General features: G+C 68.5%; 28 protein-coding genes. 18 read left to right on the top strand and 10 right to left on the bottom strand.

Features of this window, described 5'->3' with window-relative positions; all coding sequences use genetic code 11:
- Nucleotides 1–6: 6 nt before the first annotated feature.
- Genes I1E95_RS09025 through I1E95_RS09015 form a run of 3 tightly spaced genes read left to right on the top strand, consistent with a single transcriptional unit; the run spans nt 7 to nt 2,961 of the window.
- On the top strand, nt 7–753 hold the full coding sequence (locus I1E95_RS09025) for a methyltransferase domain-containing protein (protein WP_197161500.1): 747 nt from the start codon (nt 7–9) through the stop codon (nt 751–753).
- The gene (locus tag I1E95_RS09020) at nt 746–1,873 is read left to right on the top strand and encodes an NAD(P)/FAD-dependent oxidoreductase (RefSeq protein ID WP_197161499.1); all 1,128 of its coding nucleotides are present in this window, start codon (nt 746–748) and stop codon (nt 1,871–1,873) included. Before I1E95_RS09025 ends, I1E95_RS09020 begins: the two co-directional genes overlap by 8 nt.
- The gene (locus I1E95_RS09015; RefSeq protein WP_197161497.1) at nt 1,864–2,961 is read left to right on the top strand and encodes a type III polyketide synthase; all 1,098 of its coding nucleotides are present in this window, start codon (nt 1,864–1,866) and stop codon (nt 2,959–2,961) included. Before I1E95_RS09020 ends, I1E95_RS09015 begins: the two co-directional genes overlap by 10 nt.
- Nucleotides 2,962–2,964: 3 nt before the next feature.
- Here I1E95_RS09015 and I1E95_RS09010 read toward each other — a convergent pair whose 3' ends face one another.
- A complete protein-coding gene (locus I1E95_RS09010; protein ID WP_197161495.1) occupies nt 2,965–3,342 on the bottom strand; it encodes a hypothetical protein in 378 nt (125 codons plus the stop codon).
- A 219-nt stretch (nt 3,343–3,561) separates the two neighbouring features.
- Here I1E95_RS09010 and I1E95_RS09005 point away from each other — a divergent pair, with 219 nt between their 5' ends.
- Nucleotides 3,562–4,788, top strand: a complete 1,227-nt coding sequence (locus I1E95_RS09005) for an IS256 family transposase (protein WP_197161492.1) — start codon at nt 3,562–3,564, stop codon at nt 4,786–4,788.
- Between the two features lie 245 nt (nt 4,789–5,033).
- Here I1E95_RS09005 and I1E95_RS09000 read toward each other — a convergent pair whose 3' ends face one another.
- Nucleotides 5,034–5,468, bottom strand: coding sequence for a hypothetical protein (locus I1E95_RS09000; protein ID WP_231594512.1), 435 nt, complete (start codon nt 5,466–5,468; stop codon nt 5,034–5,036).
- 87 nt (nt 5,469–5,555) lie between these two features.
- Between I1E95_RS09000 and I1E95_RS08995 the strand changes: the two genes are divergently transcribed.
- From I1E95_RS08995 to I1E95_RS08985, 3 genes are read left to right on the top strand one after another with little or no spacing between them, the layout of a single operon-like run.
- Entirely contained in the window at nt 5,556–6,443 is an 888-nt protein-coding gene (locus I1E95_RS08995; protein ID WP_197161489.1) for an NAD-dependent epimerase/dehydratase family protein, read from the top strand.
- 29 nt (nt 6,444–6,472) lie between these two features.
- Entirely contained in the window at nt 6,473–7,084 is a 612-nt protein-coding gene (locus tag I1E95_RS08990) for a PCC domain-containing protein (protein WP_197161486.1), read from the top strand.
- Nucleotides 7,081–7,707 carry a hypothetical protein gene (locus I1E95_RS08985; RefSeq protein WP_197161483.1) on the top strand — a complete coding sequence of 209 codons (627 nt, stop codon included), beginning with the start codon at nt 7,081–7,083 and terminating at the stop codon, nt 7,705–7,707. Before I1E95_RS08990 ends, I1E95_RS08985 begins: the two co-directional genes overlap by 4 nt.
- Here the strand turns inward: I1E95_RS08985 and I1E95_RS08980 are convergent.
- On the bottom strand, nt 7,628–8,050 hold the full coding sequence (locus tag I1E95_RS08980; protein ID WP_197161480.1) for a YccF domain-containing protein: 423 nt from the start codon (nt 8,048–8,050) through the stop codon (nt 7,628–7,630). The two genes, I1E95_RS08985 and I1E95_RS08980, sit on opposite strands and share 80 nt — an antisense overlap.
- Nucleotides 8,051–8,207: 157 nt before the next feature.
- Here I1E95_RS08980 and I1E95_RS08975 point away from each other — a divergent pair, with 157 nt between their 5' ends.
- The 4 genes from I1E95_RS08975 to bchD are packed head-to-tail and all read left to right on the top strand — an operon-like array spanning nt 8,208 to nt 12,469.
- On the top strand, nt 8,208–9,161 hold the full coding sequence (locus I1E95_RS08975) for an orange carotenoid-binding protein (RefSeq protein WP_197161477.1): 954 nt from the start codon (nt 8,208–8,210) through the stop codon (nt 9,159–9,161).
- Entirely contained in the window at nt 9,158–9,943 is a 786-nt protein-coding gene (locus I1E95_RS08970) for a fatty acid desaturase (RefSeq protein ID WP_197161474.1), read from the top strand. The genes I1E95_RS08975 and I1E95_RS08970 overlap by 4 nt, the downstream gene beginning before the upstream one ends.
- 23 nt (nt 9,944–9,966) lie before the next feature.
- Complete coding sequence (locus tag I1E95_RS08965) at nt 9,967–10,296, top strand: hypothetical protein (protein WP_197161471.1); 330 nt, start codon at nt 9,967–9,969, stop codon at nt 10,294–10,296.
- A gap of 55 nt (nt 10,297–10,351) precedes the next feature.
- Nucleotides 10,352–12,469: a magnesium chelatase ATPase subunit D gene (gene bchD / locus I1E95_RS08960; protein ID WP_197167313.1), complete on the top strand. Its 2,118-nt coding sequence runs from the start codon at nt 10,352–10,354 to the stop codon at nt 12,467–12,469.
- Here bchD and I1E95_RS08955 read toward each other — a convergent pair.
- Together I1E95_RS08955 and I1E95_RS08950 are read right to left on the bottom strand one after the other, a co-directional pair.
- Nucleotides 12,456–13,412: an MlaD family protein gene (locus tag I1E95_RS08955; protein ID WP_197161469.1), complete on the bottom strand. Its 957-nt coding sequence runs from the start codon at nt 13,410–13,412 to the stop codon at nt 12,456–12,458. The genes bchD and I1E95_RS08955 overlap by 14 nt on opposite strands.
- Before the next feature lie 6 nt (nt 13,413–13,418).
- A complete protein-coding gene (locus I1E95_RS08950) occupies nt 13,419–14,222 on the bottom strand; it encodes an ABC transporter ATP-binding protein (protein ID WP_197161467.1) in 804 nt (267 codons plus the stop codon).
- A 120-nt stretch (nt 14,223–14,342) separates the two neighbouring features.
- Between I1E95_RS08950 and yvcK the strand changes: the two genes are divergently transcribed.
- Nucleotides 14,343–15,737: a gluconeogenesis factor YvcK family protein gene (gene yvcK / locus I1E95_RS08945; protein WP_197167311.1), complete on the top strand. Its 1,395-nt coding sequence runs from the start codon at nt 14,343–14,345 to the stop codon at nt 15,735–15,737.
- A gap of 25 nt (nt 15,738–15,762) precedes the next feature.
- Here the strand turns inward: yvcK and I1E95_RS08940 are convergent, their stop codons facing one another.
- The 3 genes from I1E95_RS08940 to I1E95_RS08930 are packed head-to-tail and all read right to left on the bottom strand — an operon-like array spanning nt 15,763 to nt 17,453.
- A complete protein-coding gene (locus I1E95_RS08940; protein ID WP_197161465.1) occupies nt 15,763–16,302 on the bottom strand; it encodes an NAD(P)H-quinone oxidoreductase subunit J in 540 nt (179 codons plus the stop codon).
- Complete coding sequence (locus tag I1E95_RS08935) at nt 16,295–17,056, bottom strand: NADH dehydrogenase subunit K (RefSeq protein WP_197161463.1); 762 nt, start codon at nt 17,054–17,056, stop codon at nt 16,295–16,297. The genes I1E95_RS08940 and I1E95_RS08935 overlap by 8 nt, the downstream gene beginning before the upstream one ends.
- Before the next feature lie 34 nt (nt 17,057–17,090).
- Nucleotides 17,091–17,453: an NAD(P)H-quinone oxidoreductase subunit 3 gene (locus tag I1E95_RS08930; RefSeq protein WP_094556246.1), complete on the bottom strand. Its 363-nt coding sequence runs from the start codon at nt 17,451–17,453 to the stop codon at nt 17,091–17,093.
- Between the two features lie 88 nt (nt 17,454–17,541).
- Between I1E95_RS08930 and I1E95_RS08925 the strand changes: the two genes are divergently transcribed.
- The 6 genes from I1E95_RS08925 (at nt 17,542) to I1E95_RS08900 (ending at nt 19,785) form a co-directional block, all read left to right on the top strand.
- On the top strand, nt 17,542–17,949 hold the full coding sequence (locus I1E95_RS08925) for a rubredoxin (RefSeq protein WP_231594511.1): 408 nt from the start codon (nt 17,542–17,544) through the stop codon (nt 17,947–17,949).
- A 5-nt stretch (nt 17,950–17,954) separates the two neighbouring features.
- Nucleotides 17,955–18,950 carry a photosynthesis system II assembly factor Ycf48 gene (locus tag I1E95_RS08920; protein WP_197161460.1) on the top strand — a complete coding sequence of 332 codons (996 nt, stop codon included), beginning with the start codon at nt 17,955–17,957 and terminating at the stop codon, nt 18,948–18,950.
- Nucleotides 18,951–19,054: 104 nt separating this feature from the next.
- Nucleotides 19,055–19,303 carry a cytochrome b559 subunit alpha gene (gene psbE / locus I1E95_RS08915; protein WP_006173010.1) on the top strand — a complete coding sequence of 83 codons (249 nt, stop codon included), beginning with the start codon at nt 19,055–19,057 and terminating at the stop codon, nt 19,301–19,303.
- A gap of 3 nt (nt 19,304–19,306) precedes the next feature.
- Nucleotides 19,307–19,441, top strand: coding sequence for a cytochrome b559 subunit beta (gene psbF / locus I1E95_RS08910; protein ID WP_006173009.1), 135 nt, complete (start codon nt 19,307–19,309; stop codon nt 19,439–19,441).
- An 8-nt stretch (nt 19,442–19,449) separates the two neighbouring features.
- Nucleotides 19,450–19,569, top strand: coding sequence for a photosystem II reaction center protein L (locus I1E95_RS08905; RefSeq protein ID WP_006173008.1), 120 nt, complete (start codon nt 19,450–19,452; stop codon nt 19,567–19,569).
- Nucleotides 19,570–19,584: 15 nt separating this feature from the next.
- Nucleotides 19,585–19,785 carry a photosystem II reaction center protein J gene (locus tag I1E95_RS08900; RefSeq protein ID WP_006173007.1) on the top strand — a complete coding sequence of 67 codons (201 nt, stop codon included), beginning with the start codon at nt 19,585–19,587 and terminating at the stop codon, nt 19,783–19,785.
- Between the two features lie 64 nt (nt 19,786–19,849).
- Here I1E95_RS08900 and I1E95_RS08895 read toward each other — a convergent pair whose 3' ends face one another.
- Together I1E95_RS08895 and I1E95_RS08890 are read right to left on the bottom strand one after the other, a co-directional pair.
- Nucleotides 19,850–20,875, bottom strand: a complete 1,026-nt coding sequence (locus tag I1E95_RS08895; protein ID WP_197161458.1) for an NAD-dependent epimerase — start codon at nt 20,873–20,875, stop codon at nt 19,850–19,852.
- Nucleotides 20,872–21,825, bottom strand: a complete 954-nt coding sequence (locus tag I1E95_RS08890) for a UDP-glucuronic acid decarboxylase family protein (protein WP_197161456.1) — start codon at nt 21,823–21,825, stop codon at nt 20,872–20,874. Before I1E95_RS08890 ends, I1E95_RS08895 begins: the two co-directional genes overlap by 4 nt.

Genomic DNA, 21,825 nt, shown 5'->3' with positions numbered 1-21,825 from the left:
ACAGTGATGGCCGTGCCGAGCCTCAGGTCCCTGACCCGCCGTGAGCGGGTCGCCGAAGTGATGGATCAGCCGGGAATCGACCCCGCCGAGCACGCCCGTGCCCTGGCGGGGCTCCGGCGCATCAATGCCCTCAGCCGCTGCTCCGCCAGCCTGTTCGCACCGATCCGCGAGCTGGCGGAGCGCCGGCGCGGCACCCCCCTGCGGGTGCTGGATCTGGCCTGCGGAGGTGGTGACACCGCCATCGACCTGGCCCTGATGGCCCGGCGCAGCGGCCTTCCGCTGATCCTCGAAGGCTGCGACATCAGCCCCGGCGCCGTGGCGATCGCCCGGGCCAATGCCGAGCGCCGCGGCGCCGAGGCACGCTTCTTCGGCGCCGATGCCCTGGCCGATCCGCTGCCGTCGGGTCCCGCCGGGGCCGCCCCCGGCGGTTACGACGTGGTGCTCACCTCGCTCTTCCTCCACCACCTCGACGACCGCGACGCCGAGAGGCTGCTGGCCCTGATGGCCCGACGGGCCCGTCAGCTGGTGCTCGTCAACGACCTGATCCGCAGTCCCCTGGGCTACGGGCTGGCCTGGGTCGGCACCCGGCTGCTCAGCCGCTCCTGGATCGTGCACACCGATGGACCGCTGTCGGTGCAGGGGGCCTTCCAGCTCGCTGAGGTGGCCGCCATGGCCGAGCGGGCCGGGCTGGAGGGCGCCACACTGCGGCGCTGCTGGCCGGAGCGGTACCTGCTGAGCTGGTCCCGTGGCTGAGACCCTGCCCGGCGAGTTCTGGGATGTGCTGGTGATCGGAGCCGGTCCGGCCGGTGCCCTGGCCAGCCTGGATCTTGCGCGCCGGGGCCTGCGGGTGCTGCTGGTGGAGAAGCGCCGCTTCCCGCGCTGGAAGGTCTGCGGCGCCTGCTTCAACGGCCAGGCCCAGGCGGCGCTCGCCTCCGTGGGTCAGGGTCACCTGCTCGAGAGTCTGGGCGGGCTGCCGTTACGGCGGCTGCGGCTGGGCCTGGGCGGACGGCAGACGAGCTGTGCGCTGCCACCCGGGTGGGCCGTCTCCCGCAGCCGCTTCGATCAGGCCCTGGTGGAGGCCGCCGTCGGCGCCGGTGCCGTCTTCCGCCCCGAAACCACGGCGCAGCTGGGGCCAGCCGGCGCCCACGCCCGCGACGTCAGCCTGCGCCAGGGGCGGCAGGAGCAGCAGGTGCAGGCGGCCGTGGTGCTGGTGGCGGCGGGACTGGCCCACCGCTGCCTCGAGAACGAGCCCGGCGCCCACACCCGCATCCAGCCCCGTTCGCGGCTGGGGGCCGGCTGCGTGCTGGCGGGTGCGGACCAGCACCACTGGGAGGAGGGCAGCATCCACATGGCCGTGGGCCGGCAGGGCTACGTGGGGCTGGTGCGGGTGGACGACGGCGGCCTCAACGTGGCTGCCGCCTTCGATCGCTCCCTCCTGCAGGAGACCGGCAGCGCCGCGGCCGCCGCCGGGCGGGTGCTGGAGGAAGCCGGCTTCCCGGCCCTGCCCAGGCTGGAGGAGGCCGACTGGCAGAGCACTCCGGCCCTCAGCCGCCGCAGCACACCCCTGGCCGGCCATCGTTTCCTGGTGCTCGGAGATGCCGCCGGCTATGTGGAACCCTTCACCGGAGAAGGCATGGGCTGGGCTCTCACCGCCGCCGCCGCCGCCACGCCGCTGGTGCTGGAGGGGACCGGGGCGTGGGGCCCGGCGCTCGAGCGCCGCTGGTGCCGGACCCACCGGCAGCGGATCGGCCGCCGGCAGCTGGTCTGCCGCGGCCTCGCCCTGGCACTGCGCCATCCGAGCAGCGCCCGTGGCCTGTTCTGGGCCGCCTCGCGCCTGCCATCCCTGCCGCAACGGCTGATGCCATGCCCCTGACGATCCTGGGCCTCGGCACCGCGGTTCCCCGCCACCGGATCAGCCAGGGGGAATCCGCGGCCATGGCCGGGCGCATCTCCGCCTCCACGCCCGAGCGGGCCGCCCTGCTGGCGCGCATCCAGCGGCGCTCCGGGGTGAACGTGCGCCACAGCGTGCTGCTGGAATCGGCCGAGCATGAGGCCGGCATCCAGGGCCGCCTGCCGTTCTATGGCGCCAGCAGCCCGTCCACGGGCGAGCGGATCCGGCGTTTCGAGGCCCATGCCGAACCCCTGGCCCTGGAGGCGGCCCGCGCCGCCCTGGCGGATGCCGGGCTGGCGCCCGGGCGGATCACCCACCTGGTCACGGTGAGCTGCACGGGCTTCCAGGCACCGGGTTTCGATCTTGCCCTGATGGCTCAGCTGCCCCTCCATCCCGATGTGGAGCGCACCCATGTGGGCTTCATGGGCTGCCACGGCGCGCTCAACGGTCTGCGGGTGGCGCGGGCCTTCGTGGAGGCCGATCCCACCGCCTGCGTGCTGCTCTGCGCCGTGGAGCTGTGCAGCCTGCACATGCACTACGGCTGGGATCCGGAGAAGGTGGTGGCCAACGCCCTCTTCGCCGACGGCGCCGGCGCCCTGGTGGCCACCGGTCCTGCCGAAGACAGCGGTCCTGCCTCCGATGCCCCGCCGCTGCAGGTGCTGGGCTCCGGCTCCACGCTCATCTCCGGAACCGCCGATCTGATGTCGTGGACCATCGCCGACCACGGCTTCGAGATGACGCTGTCGTCCAGGGTGCCCGACACCATCGCCGCCAACCTGCGTCCCTGGCTGGAGCGCTGGCTGAACCTCCGGGGCGAGAGCCTGGCCTCGATCGGATCCTGGGCGCTTCACCCCGGCGGGCCGCGCATCCTCGCGGCCGTCGCCGCCGCGGCGGAGCTGCACCCCGGCCAGATCGAGCCTTCGGCGGCCGTGCTGCGCCAGTTCGGCAACATGTCGTCGGCGACGATCCTGTTCATCCTCGAGCGCCTGCGCCGCACGGCAGCTCCGCGCCCCTGGGTGGCCCTGGCCTTCGGACCTGGCCTCTGCGTGGAGGCCAGCCTGCTGGGCTGAGCCTCAGGGCCTGCGGAAGCGCCGCAGCTCCCAGGCCGTGAGCTGCTGCTGGGTGTCGTACGTCAGGCTCACCTGCTGGAAGTGGTCGGCATCGAGGCGGCAGCCCACCTGCAACGCGAAAGCCCCCTCCGGCAGCTGCTCCGGCAGGGAACAGAGCAGGCCATCATCGAAGCCGGCGGTGAGGTCGTTGCTGCTGAAGCGGCTGGCGCAGAAGGGGTCACACGGCTGCGGTTCCGGATCCTCGGCGGGCCAGCGCTGGGGCTCCAGGCGCTCCAGCAGGCCGGGCCAGCCCTCCTGCTCCGCCAGCAGGGCCCGCCAGTCGCTGGCCGCGGGGCGGGGTGGCTCGGGCTCGGGGGCCAGGCCACAGCGGAAGGGAACCACCCCCAGGCTCTGCAGCCGCCAGCCGGAGGACTCGCCCGGGGCCGGCGCCAGCGGTGCGTAGAGGCTGGCGTCCCCGGCAGTGGTGTAAATCCCCAGGGCCTCAGCCCGGCGTAGCCGGGCTGAGCGTCCGCACCTCAGGCGATCGGCTCCACGGCTGACGTTGCAAGGGGTGGGCAGGCCCGTTTCCCTGGTTTGAGAACCACCTCAACCAGACAGACCATGCCCAAGACCCATGCTGCCGTACCTGAGCTGGCCTCGCTACTCGATGGCAGCAGTGCCGGGGAGCTGATCCCTGAACTGGCACGCCACGGCCTGCAGCAGCTGATCGAGCTGGAGCTCGCTGCCTTCCTCGGTGCGGACTGGCACGAGCGCACCGAGGAGCGGCTCGGCCACCGCAACGGCTACCGGCCTCGCACCCTGACCACCCAGGTGGGGGATCTGGCACTGCAGATCCCGAAACTGCGCGCGGGCAGCTTCCTCCCCTCGATCCTCGAACCCCGCCGCCGGGTTGATCAGGCCCTGTACGCGGTGATCATGGAGGCTTACATCGGTGGGGTCTCGACCCGCAAGGTCGATGCCCTGGTGGCGGCGCTCGGCTCCCAGAGCGGCATCTCCAAGTCGCAGGTGAGTCGCATCTGTCAGGAGATCGACCAGCAGGTGCAGGCGTTCCTGGGCCGGCCGCTGGAGAGCAGCGGCTACGCCTACGTCTACCTCGATGCCACCTACCTCAAGGGGCGGCTGGGCAAGGCTCAGCAGGTCTGCTCCCGCGCCGTCGTCGTCGCCATGGGGGTGAACGAGGACGGGCGCCGGGAGTTGCTGGGCCTCAAGGTGGGCGACAGCGAGAGCGAGCCCTTCTGGGCGGAGTTCATCGCCCACCTCAAGGAGCGAGGCCTCGCTGGCGTCAAGCTGGTGATCTCTGACGCCCACAGCGGACTCACCAAGGCCATCCGACGGCAGCTGCAGGGCAGCGTCTGGCAGCGCTGCCGGGTCCACTTTGCCCGCAACCTGCTGCAGTGCGTTCCCAAGGCTCACCAGGGCATGGTCACCGCCGCCCTGCGCAGCGTGTTCGCTCAGGAGAGCGCGGAAGAGATCGAGTCCCGCTGGGATGATCTGGCGGCCTCGCTGGCGGAGCGCTTCCCCAAGGCCGCTGCGCTGATGCATGAGGCCAAGGAGGACGTGCTGGCGTTCCGCCACTTCCCCAAGGACCACTGGCGCAAGATCTGGAGCACCAACCTGCTCGAGCGGGTCAACGAGGAAATCAAACGCCGCACCAGGGTCGTCGGCATCTTCCCCAACGACGCGTCGATCACCCGCCTGGTGGGCGCGGTACTGCTGGAGCAGCACGAGCACTGGCAGCTGGAGGGCCGGCGCATGTTCTCAGCCGAGAGCATGGCGACCATCCCGGAGCTGGATGCCATCCCTGCTCTCCAGGCCCTCAGCACCTGAGAGAGGCAGGACGCAGGCCCCAGGTGATCGAGGCTGCAGCGCCCCCAGAGGGCGCAGCGGCCTTGATCGCAGCCCGGGGGCCGGCCGCTGCCACCTCCAGGCCGCAGAAGTCACTCCAACTCACAACACATCCGCAAGCTGACGAAAGACTTGACAAGTCATTCGTCCTGATTCATCGTGATTGAACGAGGCGCATCTGCACCTCCGGAATGACAGCCCGTCATTCCACCCTGTTCACCCTCTGACTAGGGCATTCGGGCCTCGGGTTTTACACCACGCAAAGGGACGCGGCCTGCGTAGAGCAGCACCAGCATCGAGCGGGAGCGGCCCCGGAACAGATTCAGCTCATGGCCGAATCGCGGCTGCCGCCCGTCCACCGCCAGGCTCGACTGGCCGGCGGCACCGCGGAACTGCCAGCACTGTCCGCCGCTGTTGTAGGTGGCGCGGGAGAGGGGCAGCTGACGGCGACCGTCCGGAGCGAAGCGCAGGCCGCTGCCGTCCCACAGACCGGTGTCGGGGTCGGAGAAGCTGATGGCGTAGCAGGTGCCCTCGATCTCGGCGCTGGGGCGGGTGAGGTCCAGCACACCGGTGTCACTGCGCTCGTACCAGCGGCTCGTGCCACACCAGCGGCCCTCGAAGTTGAGTCTGTTGAGCTCCCACTGGCGGTCGTGACCCGTCATGGCGACTGGAGTGGTGCTGCTGGTGTCAGTGTGGTGGCTTCACGGTGATCGTGGCGCCCTAGCTTTTCGCCAGCCAGCACAGTCTCGATGCGGATCACGATCGTTGGCTGCGGCTATGTGGGCTCCGCCCTGGCGAGCCACTGGCACCAGCAGGGCCGGCACTGGCTGCGGGTCACCACCACCCGTGATGAGCGGCTGGCGGAGCTGGCCCCCCTGGCCGATGCGGTGCAGCGGCTAGAGGCCTCCGACCCGGACCAGCTGCGCCAGGCCCTGGAGACCAGCGAGGCGGCGGTGTTCTGCCTGGCACCCGGCGGCAACCGCCAGGTGGATGCCGCCGGCTACGAGGCCACCTACCTGCGCACGATGGAGGCCGTGGCGGCCGTGGTGTCCCAGCTCCCCGAGCTCCGGCAGCTCGTGTACACCAGCAGCTGCTCGGTCTATGGAGAGGCCACGGGCCTGGTGGAGGAAGACACGCCCCTTCAGCCCCGGGAGCCTCATGCTCGGATCCTGCGCGACGCCGAGGATCTGCTGCTTACCTGCCGCAGCCCCCAGCGCCGCGTCGCGATCGCGCGGCTGGGGGCGATCTATGGCCCCGGGCGCGAGCTGGAGCCCCGCTTCCGCTCCCTCGCGGGCAGCCGCCGCGAAGGGGATGGGTCGTCCCTGATCAGCTGGATCCACCGCGACGATGTGGTGGCGGGCCTGACCTGGGCGGTGGAGCAGGGCTTCGATGGACTCATCAACCTGGTGGATGACGAACCCATCAGCGTGCGCGAGCTGATCGACCGCAGCTGCCGCGCCGCCGGCCTCGAGCCGGTGATCTGGGACGGCGACAACGGCACGACGACCAGCCCGGCCGCCGAGAAGCGAATCTCGAACCGCCGCCTGCGGGAGCTGGGCCTGAGCCTGCTGCATCCCCGCCTGGCGATCCTCGCGACCACTCCCGGCACCGGGCCTGAGCCGCAGCCTGCGACTTAACCTTTCCCCTCCCCTCTGCCGCGCCCGCGATGCGTTCCGTGCCGCTCCACCTCGAGCCCGGCAGTGACCTGCGCCAGGCGCTCGAGCAGTTGGCCGTGGAGCAGAACGCCTCCGGTTTCGTGCTCGGCGTGGTGGGCAACCTCGCCCAGGCCGCCTTCCAGTGCCCCGGCAGGATCGCCCCCACCGTGCTGCGCGGTGAGCTGGAGATCATCACCCTGCAAGGCACCCTCTCCCCCCAGGGCGTGCACCTGCACCTGAGCCTCGCCGATGGCGACTGCCGGGTCTGGGGCGGGCACCTCGAGCCGGGCTCGCGGGTGCTCAAGGGCGCCGACCTGCTGGTGGGCCTGCTGGACACTCCGGGGCAGACGCCGGCCCAGGCAACGGCGCAGGCCTCCAGGCCGGGGGCCGACGAGTCCGGCACCGGCGCGCCCCGGGTGACGATCGCCGTGCGCTCAGGCTGCCCGTTCTCCAGACGTGCGCTGCGCATGCTGCGCACCCTCGGCATTCCCCACCGGCTGATCGAGCCCAGCGCCGAGGGTCCCGTCCCCCAGGTCTTCGTCGATGGGGAACTGATCGGCGGCTACAGCGAACTGGCCGAGCGCCAGGGCCGGGGAGAGCTCGAGGACCTGCGCCAGGGATGAGCCCCCCGGCAGCCGCCACGCTTGAGCTCAGCACGCTGGCGGACTGCGGTCTGGCCATCTCCGGCTACCCGCGTTTCCGCTACGACGCCAGGGGAGGTGGCGGCAGCGGCCGGCTGGGGCAACCGGCCGGGGACGGCAGCCGGCCGCTGAGATTCCAGCCCGACGGACTGCGCATTCCGCCGCTCGACTGGCGCAGCACCCGCGTGCTGGGGGTGCCCCTGCCGCCGGGGCTGAGCATCGGCATCGAAGCCGAGCAACTGGAGGGAGTCCTCGATCCGGCCAGCGGCTCCCTGGCTCTGAACTTCAGGGCGCGCTTTCTCTTTCGTTTGGGCTCGCTCTACAGCGCACCGCCACTGCTGGTGACCACGGAGTTGGTCACGGGCGACATCAGCAGCCAGCGGCACCGGCGCCGCGGCCAGCCCCTCGACAGCGATGGCCTGGCCCTGCTGGTGGGGGTGGCCACGATCCAGCCCAGCGGCGAGCCCTGGCTGGACCGTGTCCTGGGGCTGCCCGATGAGGCCCTGGCGCTGCTGCGCTGCCGCTTCACTCCGGAGCCCGGAGCCGGGTTCCCGTGGGAACCACCTGCAGGCCGATCGGCGCCAGGGCAATCAGCGCCAGCTTGACGTGCTGAATCCCGAAGGGGATGCCGATGATCGTCACGAAGCAGGCCAGGGCCGAGCTGAGGTGGCCGATCGCCAGCCACCAGCCCGCCAGCAGGAACCAGATCACGTTGCCCACCAGCCCCAGGGGGCCGGTGCCGAAATCGTTGCGGCCGGTGAGCTCGCGGCGGCTGATGGCCTCCTTCCCGAACGGCCAGAAGGAGAAGTTGCCGATCACGAAACAGGCCCGCGCCCAGGGAAGACCCACGATCGTGATGGCGGCCACCAGCCCGGCCAGCCACCAGCCCAGGCCCATCACGAAGCCCCCGAGCACGAACCAGAGGACGTTAAGAACGAAGCGGAGCATCTCTCCAGGTTGGCGTAGATCCGAAACTTGAAGGGTCGGCCCTTTCCGGTCGGCCTGGGCTCACCAACGCCGAAGGCACTAGGCAGGATTACTTACCAGCTTCATGGCCCATCGGCTAGAGTCTGTAAATCTCCTTAACAAAAGGGACCAACCGCATATGTTCACGCTCGAGAAGGCCACCCAGATCTTCCCCGACACCCTGTCGGCGGACGTCGTTCCCGCCATCACGGCCCGCTACAAGCTGCTCAGCGCCGAGGACCAGCTTGCACTGATCTGGTACGCCTACCTCGAGATGGGCAAGACCATCACCATCGCCGCCCCCGGCGCGGCCCGTATGCAGTTCGCCGAAGGCGTGCTCAACCAGATCAAGACCATGAGCTTCGCCCAGCAGAGCCAGGTCATGTGTGATCTGGCCAACAGCGCCGACACCGAGATCTGCCGCACGTACTCCGGCTGGTCGGTGAACATCAAGCTCGGCTTCTGGTATCAGCTCGGCGAATGGATGGCCGCCGGCATCGTGGCCCCGATCCCCCAGGGCTACCAGCTCTCCGCCAACGCCGCCTCCGTGCTCAGCTCCCTCAAGAGTGTCGAGCAGGGCCAGCAGATCACATTGCTGCGCAACTTCGTCGTCGACATGGGCTATGACCCCGCCAAGGGCGAGGGCCAGCGCGTCATGGAGCCCGTGGTCGCTCCCACCCCTGAGTCCCAGCGTCAGAAGGTGTCGATCGCCGGAATCGACAACGCCACGGTGAGCGCCTACATGGATCAGCTCAACGCCAACGATTTCGACAACCTGATCGAGCTGTTCCTCCCGGATGGGGCTCTGCAACCTCCCTTCCAGAAACCGATCGTGGGCAAGGAGGCCATCCTGCGCTTCTTCCGCGAGGACTGCCAGAACCTGAAGCTGCTGCCCGAATCCGGCGTTGCCGAACCCACCGACGACGGCTTCACCCAGATCAAGGTGACCGGCAAGGTCCAGACCCCCTGGTTCGGAGCCGGTGTGGGCATGAACGTGGCCTGGCGCTTCCTGCTCAACCCCGAGGGCAAGATCTACTTCGTGGCCATCGACCTGCTGGCCTCACCCGCCGAACTGCTCAAGTTCGCCCGTTGAGCCTCGCCACGGCCACGCCCCCTGCCACCGGCAAGGGCCTGCTGCTGGCCGCCGCCATCCTGCTGGCCTGGATCCTCAGCCTGGTGCTTCTGCTCCCGGCCGATCCGGGCCATTTCCCCTTGCCGTTGCTGCTGCTCGCCGTCGGCCTCCGCTCGGTGCTGCACACCGGCCTGTTCATCGTCGGCCACGACGCCATGCACGGCCTGCTCCTGCCGGGCCAGCCGCGGCTGAATCACCGGCTGGGGCAGTGGGCTCTCGGGCTCTATGCCGGGCTTCCCTATGGCGCCTGCCGCGTCAACCACCTGCGCCACCATCAGGCCCCGGGAACCCCCCGCGATCCCGACCACCGGCCGGCCCGGGGCGGCGGGGTGCTGCGCTGGTACAGCCACTTCATGGCCAGCTATCTCTCCGCCGGCCAGATGCTGCGCCTGCTGGGGGGGTGGGCCCTGCTCACCCTGCTGGCCGCACCCTCCGGCGCCATGGCCCCGGTATCGGTGCTGCTGATCTGCACCCTGCCCCTGCTGATCAGTTCCCTGCAGTTGTTCGTCTTCGGGACGTACCTGCCCCACCGCCATGCGGACACCGAGGGCACTCCTCACCAGGCCCGCAGCCTGGAGCTGCCGGTATGGCTCTCCCTGCTCGCCTGCTTCCACTTCGGCTATCACTGGGAACACCACGAGTTCCCCACCAGCGCCTGGTTCCAGCTGCCTGGGATGCGCCGGTTCCGCCCGTCGGTGGCAACCCAATCGCTGCGGCTCGCGCCCCAGGCCCAGCCGCGATAAGGTCTTGTATCAAGGAAGACATCATGGTTGATTCGGCACTGATCACCTGGAGCGATACCGAGCAGGTCATCGCCGAAGAAGCCTTCAGTTGCGCTTACGGCCGCGCCGTGCAGTCCGTGATCAGCACCGTGCGGCGTGAGGCCGATTCCATCAACAACGCCGAGGCCCTCTGGCGCCTGCACGATTATCTCAGCACCCAGCGCCACGTGATGGAAGGGCGCTTCGATTTCCGTCTCGACGGCATTCTGTTCGTGTTCGCCAGCCTGGTGAAGGAAAACCTTCTGGACCTGCAGGAACTCGACGGCCTCGATGCCGACAAGATCGCCAAGATCAAGGCGATGTCGCGCTTCTAGGTCCAGGCGGTCCATCGGCCAGACTGACGCCTTCCCCCTCGTGGCATCCGCCCCCATGGTCGTCAGCGGGTCTGCAGCCTCCCCGGCGGGTGCCAGAGCGGCGGGCACCAGTTCCTTCCCCCTGGCGGCCATCACCGGCCACGGCACCCTCAAGCTGGCCCTGCTGCTGGCGGCGGTTGATCCGGGTCTGGGTGGGGTGGTGATCGCCGGCGGGCGCGGCACCGGCAAGTCGGTGCTGGCCCGTGGCCTGCATGCTCTGCTGCCTCCGATCGACGTGCTGGCGCTCGGTGAGGCCTGCCGCCGCCTCAACGTGGACCCCCAGCGGCCTGACGACTGGGATGCCACCATTCACGCCCGCATCACCCAGCTGGGCGGTGACCCCACCGGAGCCGACCCCACAGCTCTGCTGCCCACCACGGTGATCCCTGCCCCGTTCATCCAGGTGCCCCTCGGGGTCACGGAAGACCGGCTGGTGGGCTCGGTGGATGTGGCCGCCTCCCTGGCCGCGGGGGCCCCGGTGTTCCAGCCCGGCCTGCTGGCGGAAGCCCACCGGGGTGTGCTCTACGTCGATGAGCTCAACCTGCTCGACGACAGCATCACCAACCTGCTGCTGGCGGCGGTGGGCAGCGGCGAGAACAGGATCGAACGCGAGGGGCTCAGCCTCTCCCATCCCTGCCGCACCCTGCTGATCGCCACCTACAACCCCGAAGAGGGGGCGGTGCGCGACCACCTGCTCGACCGCTTCGCCATTGCCCTCTCGGCCAACCAGCTGCTGGAGATCGAGCAGAGGGTGGAGATCACCGGCTCCGCCCTCGATCACGGCAGCTCCAGCGAAGCCTTCCGCGCCCGCTGGCAGGAGGAGACCGATGCCCTGGCCACCCAGCTGCTGCTGGCCCGCCAGTGGCTGCCCGATGTGACGATCGCCCGCGAGCAGATCGCCTACCTGGTTAACGAGGCCCTGCGCGGCGGCGTGGAGGGGCATCGCTCCGAGCTCTACGCCGTGCGGGTGGCACGGGCCCATGCGGCCCTGAGCGGCCGCGACCGTGTCGACGCCGACGACCTGCAGGTGGCCGTGCGGCTGGTGATCGCCCCGCGGGCCCTGCAGCTGCCGCCGCCCGATCCCGAGCAACCGCTGGAACCACCTCCGCCGCCACCTCCGCCCCAGGGGGAGCAGCCGCCCGAGCCCGAGAGCCCCGAGCCCCCGGAGCCGGACAGCACGGACGACGAGCCGGATGACGGCAACGAGGACGACAGCCCCGAGGACCAGGCGCCGCCCCAGGTGCCCGAGGAGTTCCTGCTCGATCCCGAGGCGATCGCCATCGATCCCGATCTGCTGCTCTTCGCCGCGGCCAAATCGCGCAGCGGCGGCAGCGGCAAGCGCTCCGTGGTGCTCTCCGACTCCCGCGGCCGCTACGTGAAGCCGATGCTCCCCCGCGGACCCGTGCGTCGCATCGCCGTGGACGCCACCCTGCGGGCCGCCGCGCCGTACCAGAAAGCGCGCCGGGCGCGGGAGCCCCACCGCAGCGTGATCGTGGAGGAGGGCGACCTGAGGGCCAAGCAGCTGCAACGCAAGGCCGGTTCCCTGGTGATCTTCCTAGTGGACGCCAGCGGCTCCATGGCCCTCAACCGCATGCAGAGTGCCAAGGGGGCCGTGATCCGCCTGCTGACCGAGGCCTACGAGAACCGCGACGAGGTCGCCCTGATCCCCTTCCGCGGCGAGCAGGCCGAGGTGCTGCTGCCCCCCACCCGCTCGATCACCGCCGCCCGCCGCCGGCTGGAGCAGATGCCCTGCGGCGGCGGCTCACCGCTGGCCCACGGCCTCACCCAGGCGGCCCGGGTGGCCGCCAACGCCCTGGCCACCGGCGATCTCGGCCAGGTGGTGGTGGTGGCGATCACCGATGGCCGCGGCAATGTGCCCCTCTCGCGCTCCCTGGGCCAGCCGCAGCTGGAGGGCGACGAGCCCGTCGACCTCAAGGAGGAGGTGATCCAGGTGGCCGGCCGCTACCGGGCCCTGGGGATCAAGCTGCTGGTGATCGACACCGAGCGCAAATTCATCGGCAGTGGCATGGGCAAGGACCTGGCCCAGGCGGCCGGCGGCAAGTACGTGCAGCTGCCCAAGGCCAGTGATCAGGCGATCGCCGCCATCGCCCTCGACGCCCTCAACGGGGCTTAGGCGCCGCCTTCTTCTGGGCTTCTTTCTCGGCCTTGTCCCTGGCCAGACCCGTCTGGGCGGGATAGAGCTCATCGAAGAGCTGGCCCAGGCCGATCGCCACGCTGCGCACACCGTCCATGAATTCGGCGTCGCTGGTGAGTTTGTTCACGTCACCCCCGACGGCATCGATGCGGGCGGTCAGCCGCTCGGCATTGCCCACGGTGGTCTTGAGCTGGGCGAGGGTCTTGGGATTGTCGAGCGAGGCCGTGACGTTGCGCACATGGCGGCTGGCCGCCGCCGCTTCGGCCGTGGCGGTGTTGAGGTTGGCCAGGATCGGATCGGCCTTGCCCACGGAGCGCTTCAGCTCAGCCACCAGCACCTGCGCACGCTGAAGGAACTGGGTGGCCTCCTTGGAGGTGGCATCGAAGCTGCGGGTGGTGCGGGCCAGCTCCGCCACGACCTGCTTCTCATCCACCTCGGCCAGCAGGCGCTGCATCAGCTCGGTCACGCTGCTGAGGCTGGCGGCCGTGACGCCCTTGAGCTCAGAGCCGGCGCAGACCATCACCGTGTTGTCGCAGGCTTTGTCGCGGGGAAGGGGGGCGTTCCCGGGCAGGGGGTTGCCGGTGCTGATCAGGGCCACCTGGGCATCACCGCCCAGCAGGGAGCCGGTCTGCACCTGGGCCGTGGTGGGGCGCGCCAGCTGCAGGGTGGGATCGCTGATCTCCAGTTCGGCCAGGACTGCGGCGGAGGTGGTCTTGATCTTGCGCACGCTTCCCACCTGCACGCCGCGGAAGATCACCGCCGAGCGGTCCGCCAGGCCAGCGGCGTCCTGGAAGGTCACCTTCAGGGTCCAGTTGTTCTGGCTGAGCGAGATGCCCCGGAGCCAGATCCAGAAACCGACCCCCCCCACCACGGCCGCCAGCAGCGAAAATCCAACGATGGCCTCTCGCACACTGCGACGCATGGGGCTCTAAATCTCCGCCGGTTGCATCGGCCCGCTCAGGCTACCGGTTCGAAACTGCACCACATAGGGATTGTCGGTACGGCCGAAGTCCTGCACGGTGCCCAGCCACTGGAGGTGTCCCTCATAGAGCATCGCCACCCGCTCGGCCGAGCGCACGATTGTGCTCATCACATGGCTGACCACCACCGAGCAGCCCGCCGCCACCTTGGTGCTGGTCACGATCAGGTCCTCGATGCGGGTGCAGGCCACCGGATCGAGCCCCGCCGTGGGTTCGTCGAACAGCAGGATCGGATGCTGACCTTCCGGCTGACCGGGGTCCTGGATCAGGGCGCGGGCGAAGCTCACCCGCTTCTGCATGCCGCCACTGAGTTCCCCGGGGAGCCGTTCCTCGATGCCCGAGAGACCCACGGCCTCCAGGGCCCGGCCGACCCGCTCGCGGATCTCCGCCTCCCGCAGCCTGCTGTGCCGGTAGAGCAGAAAGCCCACGTTCTCGCGCACGGTGAGTGAACCCAGCAGAGCCGGGTTCTGAAACACCAGGCGCACATCCGGCGGATAGCGCTGGTCGAGCCGCAGATAGCGCTGGGGGGTTCCATGCAGGCGTAGCTCCCCGGCGGTGGGCAGCAGCAGTCCCGCGAGGATGCGCAGCACCGTCGATTTGCCGGTGCCCGAGGGTCCCACCACCGCCAGTCGCTCGCCCCGCCCCAGGCTGAGATCGAGGTCGTTGAGCACGATGTTGCTGCCCCAGCGCATACCCACGCCATTGAGCTCCAGCACCGGCCCGTCAGGGGCTTTTGAGGGGGGGTGGTTCATCCCGGCGTTTCATCCGTACAGTTCCTAGTGCTCCGTGCTGTGGCGAAACGCCCCATCGGCTTGACCTCCCAGCGCCCTGCCAAGCCCCGCCGCCCCCGGCAGGTCCGCCGTCCGGGCTGGATGGGCCGGGGCGATCTGCGCCAGCAGGACCTTGTGAGCCGCTCCAAGCGGGCGGTGCGCTGGCTGCAACCAGGGCTGGTGGTGAAGCGCTGGGTGCTCACATCGGGCCTCGGGCTGGTGCTAGCGCTTCTGGGCGCCGCCATCCTGGCGGATCTCAAGCCCATCTACTGGATGCTGGAGTCGCTCACCTGGCTGATCACCAACGTGGCGCGGGTGCTGCCACGAGGCTTCACCGGTCCGCTGGTGCTGATCGCCGGGGCGGCTCTGGTGATCTGGGGCCAGAGCCGCAGCTTCGGCTCGATCCAGCAGGCCCTCGCACCGGAGAAGGACACGGTGCTGGTGGATGCCCTGCTGGCTCAGCGGCGGCTCAACCGCGGCCCGAACATCGTGGCGATCGGCGGAGGCACCGGTCTCTCCACCCTGCTCAGCGGCCTCAAGCGCTACAGCAGCAACATCACGGCCATCGTCACCGTCGCCGATGACGGCGGCAGCAGCGGTGTGCTTCGCCGCGAACTGGGGGTGCAGCCTCCGGGTGACATCCGCAACTGCCTGGCGGCCCTGGCCCGGGAGGAACCGCTGCTCACCCGCCTGTTCCAGTACCGCTTCAAGGCGGGCAACGGGCTGGAGGGCCACAGCTTCGGCAATCTGTTCATCTCGGCCCTCACCGCCATCACCGGCAGCCTGGAGTCGGCGATCACCGCCAGCAGCCGGGTCCTGGCCGTTCAGGGCCAGGTGGTGCCGGCCACCAATGCCGATGTGCGCCTCTGGGCCGAGCTGGAGAACGGCGAGCGCATCGAGGGCGAATCGAAGATCGGCCACTCCACCAGTCCGATCGTGCGCCTCGGCTGCATCCCCGAACGGCCACCGGCCCTGCCCCGGGCGATCGAGGCCATCGCCAATGCCGAGCTGATCATCCTCGGACCCGGCAGCCTCTACACCTCCCTGCTGCCCAACCTGCTGGTGCCGGAACTGGTGCAGGCGATCAGCCGCAGCAAGGCACCGAAGCTCTACATCTGCAACCTGATGACCCAGCCCGGTGAAACCGACCGGCTGGATGTGGCCGGGCACCTGCGGGCGATCGAAGCCCAGCTGGCCAGCCTCGGGATCACCCAGCGGCTGTTTCCGGCGGTGCTCGCGCAGGAACCCTTCCACGACGTCGCCCTGCTGGAGCATTACCGCGCCCGGGGAGCCGAGCCGGTGCTCTGCGATGCGCGTCAGCTGCATGATGCCGGTTACGACGTCATGCTCGCCCCCCTGCAGGGCTCACGCCCGGGAGACACGCTGCGCCACGACTCCCGCAGCCTCGCCCATGCCGTGATGCGCTTCTACCGCAAATCCAGGGGCCACAGATCCAGCAGCGATCTCGACTGGCTCAGCAGCAGCCGAGCCCAGTGAGCACCCACGGCGCAGGATGCCCCGCTCAGTAGGCGTCCTGCATCTCGTAGAAATCGGGCTGCACGTAGTCCTTGCGCAGGGGGAAACCCTTCCAGTCCTCGGGCATCAGCAGGCGCTTGGGATGGGGATGGCCCGAGAAGCTGATGCCGAACATGTCGAAGGTTTCCCGCTCCTGCCAGTCGGCACCCCGGAACAGGCCGTAGAGGGTGGGAATGGTCAGGTCGCCACTGCGCTCCAGGAACACCTTCAGGCGCACCTCATCGGGGGGCTGAGCGGGAGATGAACCCGGCTCCAGCGCCGCCGCCAGCTTCACCAGGTGATAGAAGCTGACCAGACGTCCGCCAGGACCTTCGTCGTAACCGCCCTGGCACTGCAGGTAATCGAAACCCCAGGCCTTGAGGGCGGCGGCCACCACAGGCAGGAACATCGGCTCCACCCCGATGATCTCGACGCCGAGGTGGTCGGCGGGCAGGGGCTGGTGGTCGAAGCCCTGGGCGGTCAGCCACTGGCTGACCGCGCCGACCGGAGCGGGGCTGAGCTCGGTGGAGGGGGTGGGATCAGGCATCGCTGGAAGAGGGTGTGGCTTCGAGGGCTTCGGGTTCCGGGGTGGCCAGGGGAAGCCCGGCCCCTGCCGCGAAGGCGGCCTTCTGCGTTTCCGCCCGCAGATAGGAACCCGTCACGATCGGCTCGACGGGCTTCATGGCGTGCTCGATGGTGAGGTACCGGTGGGTGGGCTGCAGATTGCCCCGCTCGGCGAGGGCCTCGTTGCCCACCTTCTTGCGCAGCTTGATCACCGCATCGAAGATGGCCTCCGGCCGAGGCGGGCAGCCCGGGATGTAGAGGTCCACGGGGATCAACTTGTCGACGCCGCGGACAGCCGTGGTGGAGTCGGCGGAGAACATGCCGCCGGTGATCGTGCAGGCGCCCATGGCGATCACATACTTCGGCTCGGGCATCTGCTCATAGAGCCGCACCAGAGCCGGTGCCATCTTCATCGTCACGGTGCCGGCCGTGATCAGCAGATCCGCCTGGCGCGGGCTGGAGCGGGGCACAAGGCCGAAACGGTCGAAGTCGAAGCGGGAGCCGATCAGGGCCGCGAACTCGATGAAGCAGCAGGCCGTGCCGTAGAGCAGGGGCCAGAGGCTGCTGAGCCGGGCCCAGTTGTGCAGGTCGTCGAGGCTGGTGAGGATCACGTTCTCGGAAAGATCCGAGGTGACCGTGGGGGCGCCCACCGGATTGCAGGTGGCGGCACGCAGATCGCGCAGGGCCTCGATCGAGGGGGCCTCGCTGGTTCCTGGACTGGACGGAGTGAGGGTCATCGTTCGGCTGGTCGGGGTTCCGGTTGGCTGGGAATCAGCTCCACTCGAGGGCACCCTTGCGCCAGGCGTAGGCGAGGGCCACCACGAGGATCGAAATGAAGATGAGGGCTTCGATGAAGGCCAGCAGGCCCAGGCGATGGAACGCCACGGCCCAGGGATAGAGGAAGACGGTCTCGACGTCGAAGATGACGAAGACCAGGGCGAACATGTAATAACGAATGTTGAACTGGATCCAGGCACCGCCGATCGGCTCCATCCCCGATTCGTAGGTGAGGCGACGCTCCCCATCCCTCGACTTGGGAGCTACCAGCTTGTTGGTGACCAGAGCCAGCACGGGAACGGCCGCCGCGATCAGCAGAAAGCCCAGAAAGGCGTCGTAGCCGGGAAGCACGAACATGAAAGGGCCCAACCTGGGGCGCAGTCTGGCATCCGTCGGCAGGGAACGCCTGGATAGAGTCCGATCTGACGGCAGTGGGGCCAGCGCCATGGTCAACGGGCACGACGGCGACGAGGAACGAGCTCCGGACCAGGCCAGCGGCGAGGCTCCAGGCGAGCCCGCGGCTGTGGTGGAGAGCGATCCCGACACCCACCGCTACGAGTGCCGCAGCTGCGGCTTCGTTTATGACCCCGAGGAGGGCATCCGCAAGCTGGCCATCGCGCCGGGCCTTCCCTTCACGGAGCTCGATCCGGTCAGCTTTCGCTGCCCGGTCTGCCGCAGCCGCGTCGGTGCCTTCCGCGACATCGGTCCGCGCAGCAAGCCCAGTGGCTTCGAGGAGAACCTCAACTTCGGCCTCGGCGTGAACAAGCTCACCCCCGGCCAGAAGAACGTGCTGATCTTCGGGGGCTTCGCCCTGGCCTTCGCCTTCTTCCTCTCTCTGTATTCCCTCCGCTGAGTCCCGTGAAACGCCTGTTCTCTTCCCTTCTCGGCCTGGTGCTGGCCGCGGGCCTGGCCTTCGGCCTCGGCGGCTGCGTCACCACCGGTCTGCCCGTGGCCGCCAGCAGCCCCTGGCAGCCCGTCGCCCTCGACACCCGCTCGAATCCCCTCGACCTGGCGTTCACCGATGACAGGCACGGCTTCCTGGTGGGCAGCAACCGCCTGATCCTCGAAACCGAAGACGGCGGCGCCAGCTGGGAGCCGCGCTCCCTCGCCCTGCCTGAAGACGAGAATTTCCGCCTGCTCAGCATCGACTTCACCGGCAAGGAGGGCTGGATCGCCGGCCAGCCCGGCCTGCTGCTGCACAGCACCGATGGGGGTCAGAACTGGGAGCGCCTGCTGCTCGACACCAAGCTGCCCGGCGACCCTTACCTGATCACGGCCCTGTCTCCCGGCAAGGCCGAGCTGGCCACCACCGTTGGCGCCATTTACCGCACCAGTGACGGCGGCGGCAGCTGGCAGGCCGAGGTGAGCGATGCCGCCGGTGCCGTGCGCGACCTGCGGCGTTCGCCCGACGGCCGCTATGTGAGCGTCTCGAGCCTGGGCAACTTCTTCGCGACCTGGGAGCCTGGCCAGGCCACCTGGGAACCCCACCAGCGCATCAGCAGCCAACGGCTGCAGAGCATGGGCTTCCAGCCCGATGGCAAGCTCTGGATGGTCACCCGCGGCGCCCAGCTGCGCTTCAACCCCGATGCTGCCGATGTGGAGGCCTGGAGCAAGCCGGTGATCCCGATCACCAACGGCTATGGCTACCTCGACATGGCCTGGGATCCCAAGGGCGCCATCTGGGCCGGCGGCGGCAGCGGCACCCTGCTGGTGAGTCAGGACGGCGGCTCCAGCTGGCAACGGGATCCCCTGGGGGGCTCCCAGCCCACCAACTTCACCCGGATCGTCTTCGAGGGCGATGACAAGGGCTTCCTGCTGGGCGAGCGGGGCAGCCTGCTGCGCTGGGTGGGCTGAGGCCCTGACGGTCCCACTTGCATCCCTGTGTAACCAACCCGCTGGAGCGCACGTTCCGCCCGACCGCCAAGCCCTAAGATCAACCAGCTGATTTGCCCGCTGCTATGGCTGCCGGCTCCACCGGAGAACGTCCGTTCTTCGAGATTATTACGAGCATCCGTTACTGGGTGATCCACGCCGTCACACTGCCGGCGATCTTTCTGGCGGGCTTCCTGTTCGTCTCCACCGGTCTGGCTTACGACGCCTTCGGCACGCCTCGCCCCGACGCCTACTTCCAGGCCCAAGAAGCCAAGGCACCCGTGGTGAGCAAGCGCTACGAAGGCAAGAGCCAGCTCGACCTGCGCTTGCAATAAGCCATGACCCAGTCACCGAGCACCACGCCCCGCAACTATCCGATCTTCACGGTCCGCTGGTTGTCGTTGCATGCGCTGGGGATCCCCACGGTCTTTTTCCTGGGTGCCCTGGCGGCCATGCAGTTCGTCCGCCGCTGAACACCGCCATGCAGCGCAATCCCAACCCGAACAACCTGCCCGTCGAACTGAACCGCACCAGCCTCTACCTGGGGCTGCTGTTCGTGTTCGTCATCGGTGTGCTGTTCACCAGCTATTTCTTCAACTGATCGGGAGACACAGCCATGAGCGGCAAGAAATCTGGTTTACCTGACGGTCGACTTCCCGACCGCCTTCCCGATGGCCGTCCGGCCGTGGCCTGGAAGAGCCGCTGGACCGAAGGGGTTCTGCCCCTCTGGCTCGTGGCCACGGCCGGCGGCATTGCCGTCATCTTCGTGGTGGGCCTGTTCTTTTACGGCTCCTACGTCGGCGTCGGTTCAGCCTGAGCCTGAGCCTCAACACCAACGATCAGGGGCCCCGATCGGGCCCCTTTTTTTGATGGCGATGAACTCAGACCCCGTGATACTCGCGATACCAGCGGGCGAAATGGCCGATCCCCACCTCCAGCGGGGTGTGGGGCGCGAAGCCCACCCAGGCCTCCAGGGCTGACGTGTCCGCGGCGGTGGCAGCCACATCGCCGGGTTGCATCGGCTCGAACTGAGGGATGGCTTTCACACCGAGAGCGTCTTCGAGCACTTCGATGAAACGCAGCAGGGGAGTGGGCTGGCTGTTGCCGATGTTGAACAACCGGTGCGGAGCCGCCGCCGTGGCGGGGTTGGGATCCAGCGGATCGAAGGAAGGATCCGGGGTGGCGGGCTTGTCGAGGCAGCGGATCACCCCCTCGACGATGTCATCGATGTAGGTGAAGTCACGCAGCATGCGGCCATGGTTGAACACCCGGATCGGTTCTCCCGCGAGGATCGCCTTGGCAAAGAGCATCGGCGCCATATCCGGACGACCCCAGGGGCCATAGACGGTGAAGAAGCGCAGACCCGTGGCCGGCAGCCCGTAGAGGTGGCTGTAGGTGTGGGCCATCAGTTCATTGGCCTTCTTGGTGGCCGCGTACAAGCTCACCGGATGGTTCACCGGATGCTGCTCAGAAAAAGGCATCCGCCGGTTGCCGCCATACACCGAGCTGCTGGAGGCATACACCAGGTGCTCAACTCCGTGGTGGCGGCAGCCCTCGAGGATGTTCCCGAAACCCACCAGGTTGCTCTGGATGTAAGCCGAAGGGTTCTCGATCGAATAGCGAACCCCCGCCTGGGCGGCGAGGTGGATCACCGCGCGGGGGCGCTCGGTCGCGAAGAGCTCCGCCAGAGCGGATCCGTCCTCAAGGGTCAGTTCACGGAAGCGGAAACCACTCCCCTGATCTGAGACCGGCAGGCGCTGCAAACGGCTCAGCCGGGCTCGCTTCAGGGCCGGATCGTAGTAGTCGTTGAGATTGTCGAGACCAACCACGCTGTCGCCACGCCGCAACAGCACCTCGGTGACCGCAGCTCCGACGAAGCCTGCCGCTCCGGTGACCAGCACCGTCATGGCTTCTCAAGGCCCAGCACGGAGCGGAAATGGGCAATCGTGGGGCCGAGGCCATCCTCAAGGGACACCTGCGGTTCCCAGCCCAGTTCAGCGCGGGCAAGATCAATCACGGGTTGGCGCTGAAGGGGGTCATCCTGCGGCAGCGGCAGGTAAGTGAGCGGCAACTCAGGATTGATGCGTTGCAGCACCAGCTCCGCCAGTTGCCGGATCGTGAATTCACCGGGGTTGCCGATATTGATCGGGCCGGTGTGGTTGCCGTTCATCAGCCGGATGAGACCCTCCACCAGATCATCCACATAGCAGAAACTACGAGTCTGACTGCCATCGCCGTAGAGGGTCAAAGGCTGTCCGCGCAGAGCCTGAACGATGAAGTTACTCACCACACGCCCATCATCGGGGAACATGCGCGGACCGTAGGTGTTGAAGATCCTGGCCACACGGATCTCCGTGCCATGCATGCGCATGTAATCGAAGCAGAGGGCTTCGGCAATGCGCTTGCCCTCATCGTAGCAAGAGCGAATCCCGATGGGATTGACACTCCCTCGATAACTCTCAGGCTGGGGATGAACCTCTGGATCACCATACACTTCACTGGTGCTGGCCAACAGCAGCCGTGCGCCCACCCGCCTGGCCATGCCCAGCATGTTGTAAGTCCCGAGAAAGCTCGTTTTCGCTGTCTTGATCGGATTCGACTGGTAGTGCCTCGGTGAAGCCGGACAGGCCAGATGCCAGATCCGATCGACCTCCAGACGGATCGGCTCGGTGACGTCGTGGCGAATCAGCTCAAAATGGGGATGGCCGATCCAGCGGGCCACATTGGCTTTGCTTCCGGTGTAGTAGTTGTCAAGGCAGATCACCTCCTCGCCCGCCTCCATCAGCCGGTCGACGAGGGTGGAGCCCACGAAGCCGGCACCGCCAGTGACGAGATGACGAAGAGGGGATGGAGTCAT

The sequence above is a fragment of the Synechococcus sp. CBW1107 genome, from assembly GCF_015841355.1.
GTDB lineage: Bacteria > Cyanobacteriota > Cyanobacteriia > PCC-6307 > Cyanobiaceae > Regnicoccus_A.
The sequence above is the reverse complement of the archived record's forward strand: the minus strand, read 5'-3'. Positions and strand labels throughout refer to the sequence as shown.

Coding starts and splice junctions, on each gene's coding strand:
- I1E95_RS08935 (WP_197161463.1), bottom strand. CDS start 17,056: ATGACCCTCACTCCGTCCAGTCCAGGAACCAGCGAGGCCCCCTCGATC.
- I1E95_RS08975 (WP_197161477.1), top strand. CDS start 8,208: ATGTTCACGCTCGAGAAGGCCACCCAGATCTTCCCCGACACCCTGTCG.
- I1E95_RS08965 (WP_197161471.1), top strand. CDS start 9,967: ATGGTTGATTCGGCACTGATCACCTGGAGCGATACCGAGCAGGTCATC.
- I1E95_RS08895 (WP_197161458.1), bottom strand. CDS start 20,875: ATGACGGTGCTGGTCACCGGAGCGGCAGGCTTCGTCGGAGCTGCGGTC.
- I1E95_RS08900 (WP_006173007.1), top strand. CDS start 19,585: ATGAGCGGCAAGAAATCTGGTTTACCTGACGGTCGACTTCCCGACCGC.
- I1E95_RS08990 (WP_197161486.1), top strand. CDS start 6,473: ATGCGTTCCGTGCCGCTCCACCTCGAGCCCGGCAGTGACCTGCGCCAG.
- I1E95_RS09025 (WP_197161500.1), top strand. CDS start 7: ATGGCCGTGCCGAGCCTCAGGTCCCTGACCCGCCGTGAGCGGGTCGCC.
- I1E95_RS08950 (WP_197161467.1), bottom strand. CDS start 14,222: ATGAACCACCCCCCCTCAAAAGCCCCTGACGGGCCGGTGCTGGAGCTC.
- I1E95_RS08925 (WP_231594511.1), top strand. CDS start 17,542: ATGGTCAACGGGCACGACGGCGACGAGGAACGAGCTCCGGACCAGGCC.
- I1E95_RS08905 (WP_006173008.1), top strand. CDS start 19,450: ATGCAGCGCAATCCCAACCCGAACAACCTGCCCGTCGAACTGAACCGC.
- psbF (WP_006173009.1), top strand. CDS start 19,307: ATGACCCAGTCACCGAGCACCACGCCCCGCAACTATCCGATCTTCACG.
- psbE (WP_006173010.1), top strand. CDS start 19,055: ATGGCTGCCGGCTCCACCGGAGAACGTCCGTTCTTCGAGATTATTACG.
- I1E95_RS09000 (WP_231594512.1), bottom strand. CDS start 5,468: ATGACGGGTCACGACCGCCAGTGGGAGCTCAACAGACTCAACTTCGAG.
- I1E95_RS08930 (WP_094556246.1), bottom strand. CDS start 17,453: ATGTTCGTGCTTCCCGGCTACGACGCCTTTCTGGGCTTTCTGCTGATC.
- I1E95_RS08985 (WP_197161483.1), top strand. CDS start 7,081: ATGAGCCCCCCGGCAGCCGCCACGCTTGAGCTCAGCACGCTGGCGGAC.
- bchD (WP_197167313.1), top strand. CDS start 10,352: ATGGTCGTCAGCGGGTCTGCAGCCTCCCCGGCGGGTGCCAGAGCGGCG.
- I1E95_RS08890 (WP_197161456.1), bottom strand. CDS start 21,825: ATGACTCCATCCCCTCTTCGTCATCTCGTCACTGGCGGTGCCGGCTTC.
- I1E95_RS08940 (WP_197161465.1), bottom strand. CDS start 16,302: ATGCCTGATCCCACCCCCTCCACCGAGCTCAGCCCCGCTCCGGTCGGC.
- yvcK (WP_197167311.1), top strand. CDS start 14,343: ATGGGCCGGGGCGATCTGCGCCAGCAGGACCTTGTGAGCCGCTCCAAG.
- I1E95_RS09015 (WP_197161497.1), top strand. CDS start 1,864: ATGCCCCTGACGATCCTGGGCCTCGGCACCGCGGTTCCCCGCCACCGG.
- I1E95_RS08995 (WP_197161489.1), top strand. CDS start 5,556: ATGCGGATCACGATCGTTGGCTGCGGCTATGTGGGCTCCGCCCTGGCG.
- I1E95_RS09005 (WP_197161492.1), top strand. CDS start 3,562: ATGCCCAAGACCCATGCTGCCGTACCTGAGCTGGCCTCGCTACTCGAT.
- I1E95_RS08980 (WP_197161480.1), bottom strand. CDS start 8,050: ATGCTCCGCTTCGTTCTTAACGTCCTCTGGTTCGTGCTCGGGGGCTTC.
- I1E95_RS08955 (WP_197161469.1), bottom strand. CDS start 13,412: ATGCGTCGCAGTGTGCGAGAGGCCATCGTTGGATTTTCGCTGCTGGCG.